The 12,249-nt window shown below is 45.8% G+C and carries 9 protein-coding genes and 1 other annotated feature; of the genes, 5 read left to right on the top strand and 4 right to left on the bottom strand.

The features are described 5' to 3' along the window. Positions 1-15: 15 nt before the first annotated feature. Positions 16-1,194 (bottom strand): acetoin utilization protein AcuC, encoded by a 1,179-nt coding sequence (locus tag G9U52_RS01435; protein WP_166145089.1) that lies wholly within the window; start codon positions 1,192-1,194, stop codon positions 16-18. A gap of 32 nt (positions 1,195-1,226) precedes the next feature. Beyond that, positions 1,227-1,862: a GNAT family N-acetyltransferase gene (locus G9U52_RS01430; RefSeq protein ID WP_166145086.1), complete on the bottom strand. Its 636-nt coding sequence runs from the start codon at positions 1,860-1,862 to the stop codon at positions 1,227-1,229. 199 nt (positions 1,863-2,061) lie between these two features. Here G9U52_RS01430 and acsA point away from each other — a divergent pair, with 199 nt between their 5' ends. Further along, positions 2,062-3,786 carry an acetate--CoA ligase gene (gene acsA, locus G9U52_RS01425; RefSeq protein WP_166145084.1) on the top strand — a complete coding sequence of 575 codons (1,725 nt, stop codon included), beginning with the start codon at positions 2,062-2,064 and terminating at the stop codon, positions 3,784-3,786. 121 nt (positions 3,787-3,907) lie between these two features. On the opposite strand, the gene G9U52_RS01420 is transcribed toward acsA, so the two are convergent. After that, positions 3,908-7,171 carry a transglycosylase domain-containing protein gene (locus G9U52_RS01420; RefSeq protein ID WP_166145081.1) on the bottom strand — a complete coding sequence of 1,088 codons (3,264 nt, stop codon included), beginning with the start codon at positions 7,169-7,171 and terminating at the stop codon, positions 3,908-3,910. Positions 7,172-7,350: 179 nt separating this feature from the next. Then, positions 7,351-7,638: a binding site (T-box leader), on the top strand. A gap of 68 nt (positions 7,639-7,706) precedes the next feature. Here G9U52_RS01420 and tyrS point away from each other — a divergent pair. Next, a complete protein-coding gene (gene tyrS, locus G9U52_RS01415; protein ID WP_166145078.1) occupies positions 7,707-8,963 on the top strand; it encodes a tyrosine--tRNA ligase in 1,257 nt (418 codons plus the stop codon). A 79-nt stretch (positions 8,964-9,042) separates the two neighbouring features. Here the strand turns inward: tyrS and rpsD are convergent, their stop codons facing one another. Beyond that, positions 9,043-9,642 (bottom strand): 30S ribosomal protein S4, encoded by a 600-nt coding sequence (gene rpsD, locus G9U52_RS01410; protein WP_166145073.1) that lies wholly within the window; start codon positions 9,640-9,642, stop codon positions 9,043-9,045. A 448-nt stretch (positions 9,643-10,090) separates the two neighbouring features. On the opposite strand from rpsD, the gene G9U52_RS01405 reads away from it, so the two are divergent. The 3 genes from G9U52_RS01405 to G9U52_RS01395 all read left to right on the top strand — a co-directional run bounded on the left by G9U52_RS01405 (position 10,091) and on the right by G9U52_RS01395 (position 12,178). Continuing rightward, entirely contained in the window at positions 10,091-10,684 is a 594-nt protein-coding gene (locus tag G9U52_RS01405) for a TVP38/TMEM64 family protein (RefSeq protein WP_166145070.1), read from the top strand. Between the two features lie 27 nt (positions 10,685-10,711). Continuing rightward, positions 10,712-11,827, top strand: a complete 1,116-nt coding sequence (locus G9U52_RS01400) for an aminopeptidase (RefSeq protein ID WP_166145067.1) — start codon at positions 10,712-10,714, stop codon at positions 11,825-11,827. 102 nt (positions 11,828-11,929) lie between these two features. Continuing rightward, positions 11,930-12,178 carry an HPr family phosphocarrier protein gene (locus tag G9U52_RS01395; RefSeq protein WP_166145064.1) on the top strand — a complete coding sequence of 83 codons (249 nt, stop codon included), beginning with the start codon at positions 11,930-11,932 and terminating at the stop codon, positions 12,176-12,178. Positions 12,179-12,249 lie beyond the last annotated feature (71 nt).

The following is a 12,249-nucleotide window of genomic DNA, read 5'->3' as shown; positions in this document are numbered from 1 at the left end:
TTTTGTGTAGGTAGCCTAAGGTAAGTACAACATCGCCAATTCCTTCGTGTGGCGATTTTTTATCGTGATTTCGTCACGACGCGGCATAGGCTCCCATTTCTCAAGCAAATCGAGCCAGGTGGCCGGCAGCTCCACAGGGCTTTGTGGCTGCCAGGCCGCTAGCCACGCTGGAGGCAGCGTAAGAGCGGGATTAAGCTCAACCTGAGCTATTAGCGGGTGATCAGTCATCTCAAGCCACAGCAGGCTCCAGGCGCGTGGGACGACCCGCCAGATGTCGTAGCCGCCCCCGCCGAGTGCAACCCAGCGCCCTTGGCAGTGCTTATGAGCAAGCTCATGGATCAGACGCGGCATAGCTTTATATATGTCCATGCTGCAATGGACATGGGAAAGCGGATCATAAGCATGGGCATCACAGCCATGCTGGGAGACGATCAGGTCCGGCTTAAAATGCACAATAGCCTTCGTGAGCACCTCTTCTAGGCATTCCAGCCAGGATGCATCCTCTGTATAAGGTTCTACTGGTATATTAATAGTAGTGCCAAAGGCAACCCCATCACCCCGTTCATTCACAGCCCCTGTGCCTGGAAATAAATATTTGCCAGTTTCGTGGATGGATACCGTGCAAACCTCCGGGTCTGCATAAAAGCTCCACTGAACCCCATCCCCATGGTGCACATCGGTGTCGATATATAACACACGGGCACCGTATTGGTTTTTGGCGTGGGCAATAGCAACAGAGGCATCATTGTAGACACAGAAGCCCGCGCCTTTGTTGGGCAGTGCATGGTGGAGACCGCCGCCCAAATGCAGGGCATGGAGCATATCGCCATTCATGACGGTATCGATGGCAAGTAAGGAGCCCCCGGCTACCATGGACGTAATTTCATGCATTTCCTGAAAGTAAGGGGTATCCTCGGTGTCAAGCCCATAGCGGTGGGCGAGGCTTATTGCTTCACTACTTGGTGCAGCTGCGCTAAGCTTTTTCACCGCTTCGATATAGTCGCTGTTGTGGATAGCTAGTAGTTGTTCATCTTCCGCAGCAGCCGGAGAAAGGATGGCTTGCTCGGGAAGCGCATCCAGCTTTCGCAGCAAGTCAACGGTTAACGTTAACCTTTTTTGATTAAAGGGATGGTCATCATTAAACCGATAAGCGATTTCATGCTCGTTATATATAAATAAGGCTGGTTTGCTCATTCATTACGCCCCCGGCGATGGATTCAATATATTCAATACATAAACCGCTGCTGAAAACGGATACGGTCAAATTGCTCTACAGAATCAAATGGCACCTGTTTGCCAACTCGCACCATTAAGCAATTAGCTGGATGTGAGCATATTTCAGGATCATCGGTTGCAAACCAAACCATGTCGACACTTTTCATCAGCTTTTCCATCATTTTGCGATAATCCCATACATTCAGCCCGCTTTTCTCCAAATCCCAATGCCAATAATATTCCGTGGTGAAGGTAATGACGTTTTCCAATTGCCCATCCTCAAAAGCAAGTCTGATCATGCGTTTGCCGAGTCCCAAGCCACGGTAGTCATCCGCAACTTCAATGGCTCCAAGCTCGATTAAATCCTGCATGTTGCCTTGTGACCAGCGCTCCATTTCATCGGCATAGTGGAACGTTACATAGCCGATAATGATATGATCAATTCTCGAAATAATAATACGGCCTTCGGGAAGCCCTGAAATTTCAATTAATGCTTTAAATTGCTCTGGTGGCCGGCGAAAAGCATCCAGATCGGGATGTAACTGATAGTTAACCAATTGCTCAGAAGGTACTGGACCTTCCACGATAATAGAAGGGGACGTGCCATTAGGTACAAGTTGGGAGTGGTATCGTTTAATATGCTGCATGCAGGTTTCTCCTTCCACGGGTAAAGCGGGGTCTAAGCTTGCTTTCGTTGTTACTATATCAAAAAAGCTCGTGTAAGAAAAGGAATAGTCGGATAAAATGGGATATGGTATAATACCCTGTGTATTAAAAATATAACGTTCCCACAAATACTTGTAAGCGTTTCACAAAATGATATATACAAATCAGGAGGCACTTAGCATGGATCACACTAATATCGAAAGTATTGAGGCAGTTTCTACAACCTCCAATATGAAAAGCTACGAGGAAGAACGTGCGGGTTTTGATTGGGCACAAGTTGAACAACAGTTTTCTTGGTCAACTACAGGAAAAGTAAATGCTGCGTATGAAGCGATTGACCGGCATGCAGAGTCCACGAAACCAGATAAAGTTGCACTCTATTACAGTGATGACAAAAGGGATGAACAATATACTTACCAGGAGATGAAGCTTGCGTCCAACCGCTTTGGGAATGTATTGCGCAAACTTGGCATTGTCAGAGGTGACCGTGTTTTTATTTTTATGCCGCGGACACCGGAGCTGTACTTCGCTCTGCTCGGCAGCATCAAAGTGGGCGCAGTTGTTGGTCCCTTGTTCGAAGCTTTTATGGAAACAGCTGTAAGAGACCGTCTGCAGGATAGCGGTGCTGTAGCCATCGTTACGACACCTTCACTGGTTTCGCGTATTCCAGTAAGTGAACTGCCAGAGCTTAAGCATATTATTATAGTAGGTGAAGATCTTGAATTAGCTGAAGGGCAAGTTGATTTCCATAAGGAAATGGCACAGTCCTCTGAGCAGCTTGAGATTGAGTGGGTTGACCGCGAGGATGGTTTATTAATCCACTACACTTCAGGCTCTACAGGCAAGCCTAAAGGCGTTTTCCACGCCCATAACGCGATGATCCAGCATTACTATACTGGGCGTGTTGTCCTTGATTTACAAGAGGATGATGTCTATTGGTGTACGGCTGACCCAGGTTGGGTAACAGGCACCTCTTATGGCATATTCGGGCCCTGGCTCAATGGAGCTAGCAATGTGATTCGTGGGGGCCGGTTTAGCCCGCAGGACTGGTATCGTACCTTGGAGAAATACGGCGTCACCGTTTGGTACAGCGCGCCAACAGCCTTCAGGATGCTAATGGGCGCAGGCGACGAGGCTGTAAAAGGCTTTGACTTGTCAGCGCTTCGCCATGTGCTGAGCGTGGGCGAGCCGTTAAATCCAGAAGTTGTCCGCTGGGGGATGAAGGTGTATAACCACCGTATCCACGATACCTGGTGGATGACAGAAACAGGGGCACAATTGATATGTAACTATCCTTGTATGGCTATTCGTCCTGGTTCGATGGGTAAACCAATCCCTGGTGTTGAAGCCTCGATTCTTGATGATGCCGGCAATGTGCTGCCCCCGTTACGGATGGGGAATTTGGCAATAAAAACGCCATGGCCTTCCATGATGCGCAAGATATGGAAAAACCCTTCCAAGTTCGATGAATATTTCCGTATCCCGGGCTGGTATATCTCAGGGGATTCGGCTTATTATGATGAAGATGGCTATTTTTGGTTCCAAGGTCGTGTGGATGATGTAATTAATACAGCTGGCGAGCGCGTAGGCCCGTTTGAGGTGGAAAGCAAGCTAGTCGAGCATCCTGCGGTTGCAGAAGCAGGGGTCATTGGCAAGCCAGATCCGATTCGAGGCGAAATTATTAAGGCGTTTATCGCATTACGTGAAGGCTATACAGCATCGGATGAGCTTAAAGCTGAAATATCCAAATTTGTTAAAGAGGGCTTATCGGCACATGCTGCACCGCGAGAAATTGAGTTTAAAGACAAGCTGCCGAAAACCCGCAGTGGCAAAATTATGCGTCGTGTCTTAAAGGCATGGGAACTAAATTTGCCTACTGGTGATTTGTCTACAATCGAAGATTAGCGCTTTGCTTTTTTATAATCCACCATAATCCACCATAATCCTCCATGCAAAAACACCCTATTGCCGTTAGGAAGCTCATCTTAATGAACTTCTTAACACAACAGGGTGTTTTTTTATGCGTTTATTTCTTAAAATGAACAGCCGCTGTTTGTTTGGACTCTCCAGCCTCATTAATAGCTGAGAGCTTATAGAAGCCGTTATAAACCGCGGAATAATAACGGAATTCGGTGCCGCTGCTTACCGTTCCCAACCGCATGAAGACGCCATTTTCTTTTTCACTGTAATAAATGGCATACTGCTTAATCTTATCCTTGGCGGGATTGGCCTTCCAATTCATAATTACACCCGCTTCACTACCCTTAATGGAGAAGCCAGTTGGGGTTTCCGGTGCCGCAGTTGCTGGGCCTGAGGGTGCTGATCCGCCTGGACTTGGTACAGGCGTACCTGGTGCTGCCGTTCCCGGCGTAACAGGTGTAGGGGCGCCAGGAGTTGTACCTGTGCCAGCGCCTGAACCTGAATTCCCTGGGCTGCCCGTACCGTTGCCATTTGCGCCGCCTGTCAGCGTTGGATCTATAATAGTTCCAGTAAGAGGTGGCGGTGTAACAGCGCCGCTTTCATCCGGTTTAAGCTGGTTGGTATCTACACTGGAACCATCCGTGAACGAAGCCTTGCTTGGAGCTGATTCATGGCCACCCACGTCTACAGCGGTGACATAGTAGCCGAAGCTGCCATTGCCAGCGGCTTGGTCTGTAAACTGCGTTTCTTCACCAGCGAGCGCTACTTTACCGCCCATTCGCTCAAAGCTGCCGCGATTAAGTGAACGATACAACCGGTAGCCTACAGTATCTTCACTGCTGCTCGCGTGGAACGTAATATGACTGGTGTCGCCTGACCTAGTTGCCACTACCGATATAGGGGCTACAGGTGGATTGCCATCATCGACTCTAGGATCATTTTCGGTCGGAGCATCATCCTCATAATCAAGTGGGCGATAGTGGTTAATGGAACGACGGCGATCGGGAGAAACCTTTTGCATAATCTCCTGAATTTGCTTTAAGATTCCACTAACTGACTTTTCGCGTTTGATTACTGTTTTTTCAAATACAAACTCAGCCGGAGTTGCTTCCTGGGCGATGTAATTAATTCCGTTATACGGAATGATCGACAAGTTCAAGAACACATTATCCTCAACAGTAGGAACAAACTTACGATTGAAAATATCGGTGTTGACCTTGCCAGATTGGGAGGTGGCTGCACTGGGCAGCTTTCCTGAATAGCCGGAAACCGTCATCTCTACAATATTTTCTGGACGTTTAAATTGAGTTGTAGGAAAATAGTCCGGTTTTTTGTTAATCGCATCGTTCAAAATCAAAGCCCAAATATTTTTGGCGCGTGAGGTGCCGCCGGTTTTACTGCTCAATTTATGTACAGGAGCATCATAGCCTGCCCAGACACCCAAGGTTACATCTGGGGTGTACCCCATAAACCAAGCATCTGCATCATCCTGAGTCGAGCCCGTTTTTCCGACGATGGCAATTTTTCCATAATATTTGTACTTGCTCATTAAGTCGGTTGCAGTGCCTGCAGTAATAACAGTACGCATCATGTCCGTCATAATATAAGCGGTTTGCTCTGAGAACAAAACCGTAGGCGTTTCTTGGTGCTCATAAATTAGCTTACCGTTCGAATCGGTTATTTTTTGCACCATATAGGCATCATTGTGAACACCTTTATTGGAAATAGTGTTGTAGGCATTGGTCAATTCCTTGACGGAAACGCCATTATGCATACCACCAATAACTCCGGTTTGGGCAGTATAATCCTCTTTGGCAATAGAGGTGATCCCCATTTTCTTGGCAAGATCCCAAGCATTCTCAATGCCTACGATATCTAGAAAAATTTTGATTGCGGGTATATTATACGATTGGTTGAAAGCTCTTCTTGCTGTAATCAGGCCATGGAATTTATTGTCCCAGTTTTCCGGGATATGATAGCCGCCACGGGTGCCGTCCCTTAAGAGGACAGGTACATCATCAATAATAGAAGCAGGTGAAATCGCCCCTTTTTCAATAGCTGGAATGAACGCGGCAATCGGCTTCATTGATGAGCCGGGCTGGCGGTAGGCCTGGGTTGCATGGTTCATCTGCTCTACGAAGAAATCACGACCCTCCATCATTCCAAGAATAGCACCGGATTTGGTATCCATCATAACGGCACCGATCTGCTCGATTCCTTTAACTGGATCCTCAGGTGTGAAATTGGCTGGGTTCTCGGCGATCTCTCGCATGGACTCGTATATATCTTTGTCCAATGTTGAATAAATTTTATAGCCGCCGCGCCCTAATTGGGATTGGGTATTCCTCAGAGCCTCATTATAGGCATCTGACTCGGGCTGGGCACTTAGCTTCGGATCTTGGACTGAAAGAATCGCTTTAGCTGCTGCTTTTTCCATCTCAATCATCAAGTAAGGATACGTAGAATAAGCTTTCTTGACCGGTTCTGCCAATGTGCTTTGCAAGTCGAAATCCATCGCCTCTTGGTACTGCTCCTGATTGATTTTGTTCTCCTCTAGCATACGGCGGAGCACAAGCTGTTGTCTGGAAACGGCGCGCTTGAAAGCTGCCCCGTCAAACTGGCCTTTACTGGAAAATGCAGAATAATTGCTTGGTAATTGAGGAACCCCTGCCAAATAAGCGGCTTGGGCAATATTGAGTTCCTTCAGGTCACTAACATTAAAAATACCTTTGGCTGCTGCTTTGATTCCGTAAGCATTATAGCCGGAAGATCCATTTCCGTATGGAATTTTATTCAGGTAAGCCAGTAGAATTTCGTCCTTCGACATCAGGCGTTCCATCCGCATGGCCAAGAAAATTTCTTTGGCTTTTCGACTGTCCTCACGGTCTAATGTCAGAAAAACACGGCGTGCTAGTTGCTGGGTTATGGTGCTTCCGCCTGTTTGTACATCTTGTTTCATTAGCTTCTGGTAAACAGCACGTGCAGTTCCCCTAAAATCAATTCCGTTGTGTTCATAGAAATTTTTGTCTTCAATTGCAAAAACCGCATCAATTACTTGCTGGGGAATATCCTCCAGCTTGGCCATAAGCCTGTCTTCCTCGCCACGTAGCTGTCCAATAATAGAGCCATCATTGAAATAAACAAAGCCCGAGAGTGCATTTTCCTGTACCTGTGCTGTCATGGATTCCTTGCTACGTATAGGGTCGTCCTTGACTAGTGAAGAGACATAACCAAATGCGGCGCCTCCTCCTAAAAAACCAGCGATAACACAAATAATCAATATCCACTTGAGGGTGATGAGCGTATATTTGACGATACTCCATATGACATGCCAAGCAGATACCTTCTTTTTTTCCATTTCCATCTCCATACCGATAATAATTCCTCCCGATTTTGGAAAAACGCACGTGGTTTATTATACCACAAACGAAGGGACCATTAAAACTAACATTCGACATTAACTACTTACGAAGGTTTGACAATAAGGTTGCAATTGTGCTATAAAACATATAATCATATATGGAAAATGCGTTGAAGGACTATGCTTTAGCCTATGCGGCCAAGGCAACAGTAGAATCAGGAGCCAAGCTTGCAGAGAGCCGGTGGCAGGTGTGAACCGGTACTTGACCTCATTCGAATTACCGTCCGGAGCAGGGAAAGGGAACACGTGAAAAGAGCGACTCTTGGGTTGGGCTTTTCTAATGGGTTAGTAGCTTTCTTCCGGGTTTGGCCCGTTATCGTTGTCAAGTGAAAGCCTTGGCGAATCCGTTCATAGAAGGGGTTCTTGCCGGCTTTAATTAGGGTGGTACCGCGAGCAATAGCCTTCTCGTCCCTTTGTGGATGAGAAGGCTTTTTTTGTCTGTGGATTTAGAAACCAGATTTAGAAACCAAGGAGGCGTAGAACCATGGCAAAATGGGAAGATCTGACGAATGAGCAGCAACGGGAAGTAGAAAGGCAATTAGCATGGATTCGCCGCGGTGTGGTAGAGATCGTGCCAGAGGATGAATTGAAGTACAAAATTATGGGCTCCGTAGTGTCCGGCAAACCATTAAAAGTAAAGCTGGGCCTTGACCCATCCGCTCCCGATATCCACATTGGGCATACGGTGGTGTTGCATAAGCTGCGTCAATTCCAAGAGCTGGGCCATCAGGTCCAATTAATCATTGGCGATTTTACGGGACGTATTGGCGACCCAACCGGCAAATCGGAAACACGCAAACAGTTGACCGAAGAGGATGTCAAGCGGAATGCCGAGACCTACCAGAAGCAAATCTACAAGATTCTTGATGCAGAGAAAACACAGCTTTATTATAATTCCGAATGGTTGAGCCCTTTAACCTTCGCAGATGTTGTGGGATTATCTGCCAAAGTCACAGTTGCGCGTATGATGGAGCGAGATGATTTTTCCAAACGTTATACAACGGGGCAAGCTATCCATATCCACGAATTTTTCTATCCGTTGATGCAGGGCTATGATTCCGTTGCTTTAAAAAGCGATATTGAGCTTGGAGGAACAGACCAAAAATTCAATCTGTTAATGGGGCGTACCCTGCAGAAGGAATATGGTGTGGATACCCAGGTGACGATCATGACGCCTTTGTTGGAGGGGCTTGATGGCGTTAACAAGATGAGTAAGAGCTTAGGCAACTACATTGGTATTGATGAGGAGCCGACGCAAATCTATGGCAAAGCCATGTCGATACCGGATAGCCTTATGGCCAAATATTATGAGTTGGCTACAAGTATGTCCAATGAAGACCTGAAGCAGCTGCAGGAAGGTTTATCCACAGGGGCGGTGCATCCACGGGATGCGAAGATGCAATTAGCCCGTACCTTCGTAAATATGTACCATGGCGAGCAGGCGGCGAATGAGGCTCAGCAACATTTTGTTACGGTCTTTCAGCAGCGTGCCCTTCCGGATGATATAGAGGAGTTTGTATTATCCCAAGAAGAGCTGGAGGGTGGCGTTATTGGTATCGTGAAGCTTCTGGTGGTCTTTAAGCTGGCTGCTTCCAATAGTGAAGCACGCCGCAGCATACAACAGGGTGGAGTGAAAATCAACGAGCAAAAAATCGAGGATTTGAATGCAGAGCTTACCCCGCAGGATGGCGATATCGTGCAGGTAGGCAAACGTAAATTTGCAAAGATAAAGCTTGGCTGATAGGGGTCATCATTGATAGAAGTCATTATACAAAAAAAACTTGGGTGCATGCACCCAAGTTTTTTTGTATAGGCAAGGATTAACGGCTGTAAAATTCAACGATTTGCTTCTCATCGATTTCTTGCGGAAGCTCGGAACGATCAGGCAGGCGAGTAAACTTGCCTTCAAGAGCGCCTTCGTTGTATTCCAGGTAAGCTGGCAAGAAGTTGCGGTTGCCAATAGCTTCTTTGATCGAAGCGATCGAACGGCTTCTTTCACGAAGACCAATAACATCACCAAGGTTTACTGTGTAAGAAGGGATGTCCAATTTTTTGCCATTTACAGTTACGTGGCCATGGGCAACTAATTGGCGAGCGCCTGCACGGGAATGAGCCATACCTAGACGGTATACTAGGTTGTCCAAACGGCATTCCAACAAGACCATGAAGTTTTCACCGGCAATACCTTGTTGCTTGTTAGCTTTGTCAAATAAGTTGCGGAATTGTTTCTCGTTCATACCATACATGTGGCGCAGCTTTTGTTTCTCTTGAAGCTGGATTCCATATCCGCTCATTTTTTTGCGTTGTCCTGGACCGTGTTGGCCTGGAGGGAAAGGGCGTTTAAGATCTTTGCCGGAACCGCTTAAGGAAATTCCAAGACGGCGGCTTAGTTTAAATTTAGGACCTGTGTAACGTGACATGTATAATGAGCTCCTTCGTTCCATTAATGGATTTAATTTTGGGTTTGTAAAATTTGCTTTCGGGTGAAGCTTATGCCCGATTTGTTTGAAGCCAAAGCTAACGAAAACAATGGGCATCTGTCAGGAGTCACAGCCGCTGTCCTGAGAGCAACAAAATCAGTGAGGGTGACATAAGCTTCCACCATAAACGACTAACCAATTGCTTAGGGTTATGTCTGTTCTCGACTTCTAATTTTATAAGAACATACCCTAGTGTGTCAAGTGTATTGTTGGTTTTTTTTGCAGCTTTAAGGATAAACCTATTTATGCCGCTTAAAAATGGGCTATCTTTTGTAATAAAACAGGATATGGTAAACTATATGCCTAATATACAAATCATTTCATATAGATTAGTTAAACTGTTGTTACCACCAGTTTTCCCCCTAGAAAACATAGAAGGAGGGATTTCTTGGGAAACTGGAGCGTTGATCGATTATCAGATTTTTTGAATACGTGGGGTATTTGGGGGCATGTTATAGGAGCATTATTAGCTTTTATCCAAACGATGATACCTCTTATCCCCTTTGTGGTAGTAGCAGGAGCCAATGTACTCTTGTTTGGTTTGTGGCTGGGTGTTTTGGTTAATTATGTGATGTCGGTACTGGGAGCTATTGCTATTTTTTGGCTTGCCCGCAACTTTGGAAGGCATTGGATTGAAAGGAAATTAGAAAGGTATGCTTATATTCAGCTGTTTAATGATCGGATGGAGCATAACGGTTTTTTTTATATAGCGGTAAGCCGTGTCATTCCCGTATTGCCTTCGTTTGGCATTAATTGGGCTGCTGCTGTGATGAGAGTTAAAACACGTGATTTTATACTCGGGACGATTGTTGGCAATTTGCCAACGGTTCTATTGGAATCGTTCATAGGACATGACTTATTGCATTTTGAGCATAATAAAAGCAGGTTATTCATTCTTCTGGGGATATTCATTATACTCCTGGTGATTGGGCATATATGCAAGAATAAATGGTTTAGGACTGATGAGAAAACGACGAAGTAGACGAATCTAAGTGAAGGGGAGAAATGTATGCGTGATCCACGTTTGGAAGTATTAGCTCGCAATATCGTAAATTATTCCTTGGATGTGCAACCAGGCGAGAAGGTGTTAATCGAAATGATCGGCTCGGAGCGGGAGATCGTGAGCTGCCTCGTTGAGCAGGTTTATGCTCGCGGCGGTCAGCCCTATGTAGAGCTAATTGATCCTGTTGTGCAAAGCGCAGTGCTTCGTTCCATTACACGTGAGCAGGTTGAGGACTGGGCGGCCATGGATATGAAGCGAATGCAGGATATGAGCTGCTATGTGGCCATTCGGGCAGGAGCCAATGTAAGCGAGATGTCAGACGTGCCAGAGCCGCAGATGAAGCTGTATGACCTCCATTACCGTAAGCCTGTCCATTTGGAGCAAAGGGTCAAACATACGCGTTGGGTCGTATTGCGGTATCCTAATGAATCGATGGCTCAGCTTGCGGGAATGAGCACGAAAACATTCGAAGATTTTTATTTTAATGTTTGCAATTTGGATTATGCCCAAATGTCCAAGGCGATGGACCCTTTACAGGCCTTAATGGATCGTACCGACCGGGTACGTATCGTATCCCCTGGCACTGACCTTGAGTTCTCAATCAAAGGCATTGGCTCTGTGAAATGCTGTGGAAGAAGGAATATTCCCGATGGTGAAGTCTACACAGCACCTATTCGGGATTCCGTTACAGGTACGATTACTTATAATACGCCCAGTGTAAAATCCGGGATTACGTTCGAACAAATTAAGTTTCGATTCGAGCAAGGCAAGATTGTCGAAGCCTCAAGCAGCGATTCGAAGCGGCTTAATGAGACCTTGGACACAGATGAAGGGGCACGCTATATCGGTGAATTTAGCCTCGGCTTTAACCCGTATATCTTACATCCGATGAAAGATACGCTTTTTGATGAAAAAATTGATGGGAGCCTGCATTTTACACCTGGGCAAGCTTACGAAAAAGCGGATAATGGGAACCGTTCTTCGGTTCATTGGGATCTTGTTTTGATTCAACGGCCGGAATATGGTGGCGGCGAAATTTATTTTGATGATAGATTGATTCGTAAGGATGGGCGTTTCGTTCTGGAAGAGCTGGAAGGGCTGAATCCGGAATATTTGAAATAGTAGTTGCGTCTTGGTGTCTTCCAAGGTAAAATTATAAAAGAAAGCGATTTAACAAGAGCTTTCTAAGTCGTGAACCAACACGATACATATGGAGGGATTCAAATGTCAAGTGCCAATAATGCAGCAATTGTGGAAATTTCTCAAACCGCTAATAAATTTAGATCTTCCATTGTTTTACAGTACGAAAATAAGTATATTGATGTAAAAAGTATCTTAGGCTTATTTACTACTTTGCTTACTAGCAGCGACTACGATTTACATGTACACGGTCCTGATGCAGAAGAAGCGAAGAAAGCTATGGGCGATGTTTTTGCTAAACACGGTCTAAAAATTAATAGTATCCAAGATTAAGGGTGGGAAGGCACTTCCGTCGTAAAGATGGTTGTGCCTTTTTTATAAAAACAACACAGATTGCAGGAAAT

Source organism: Paenibacillus agricola (assembly GCF_011440305.1).
GTDB lineage: Bacteria > Bacillota > Bacilli > Paenibacillales > NBRC-103111 > Paenibacillus_S > Paenibacillus_S agricola.
The sequence above is the reverse complement of the archived record's forward strand: the minus strand, read 5'-3'. Positions and strand labels throughout refer to the sequence as shown.

What these genes read in the sequence shown, in the direction of transcription:
- G9U52_RS01420 (WP_166145081.1), bottom strand. Translation starts at nt 7,171, where the DNA reads ATGGAGATGGAAATGGAAAAAAAGAAGGTATCTGCTTGGCATGTCATA.
- G9U52_RS01400 (WP_166145067.1), top strand. Translation starts at nt 10,712, where the DNA reads ATGCGTGATCCACGTTTGGAAGTATTAGCTCGCAATATCGTAAATTAT.
- G9U52_RS01435 (WP_166145089.1), bottom strand. Translation starts at nt 1,194, where the DNA reads ATGAGCAAACCAGCCTTATTTATATATAACGAGCATGAAATCGCTTAT.
- acsA (WP_166145084.1), top strand. Translation starts at nt 2,062, where the DNA reads ATGGATCACACTAATATCGAAAGTATTGAGGCAGTTTCTACAACCTCC.
- tyrS (WP_166145078.1), top strand. Translation starts at nt 7,707, where the DNA reads ATGGCAAAATGGGAAGATCTGACGAATGAGCAGCAACGGGAAGTAGAA.
- G9U52_RS01430 (WP_166145086.1), bottom strand. Translation starts at nt 1,862, where the DNA reads ATGCAGCATATTAAACGATACCACTCCCAACTTGTACCTAATGGCACG.
- G9U52_RS01395 (WP_166145064.1), top strand. Translation starts at nt 11,930, where the DNA reads ATGTCAAGTGCCAATAATGCAGCAATTGTGGAAATTTCTCAAACCGCT.
- rpsD (WP_166145073.1), bottom strand. Translation starts at nt 9,642, where the DNA reads ATGTCACGTTACACAGGTCCTAAATTTAAACTAAGCCGCCGTCTTGGA.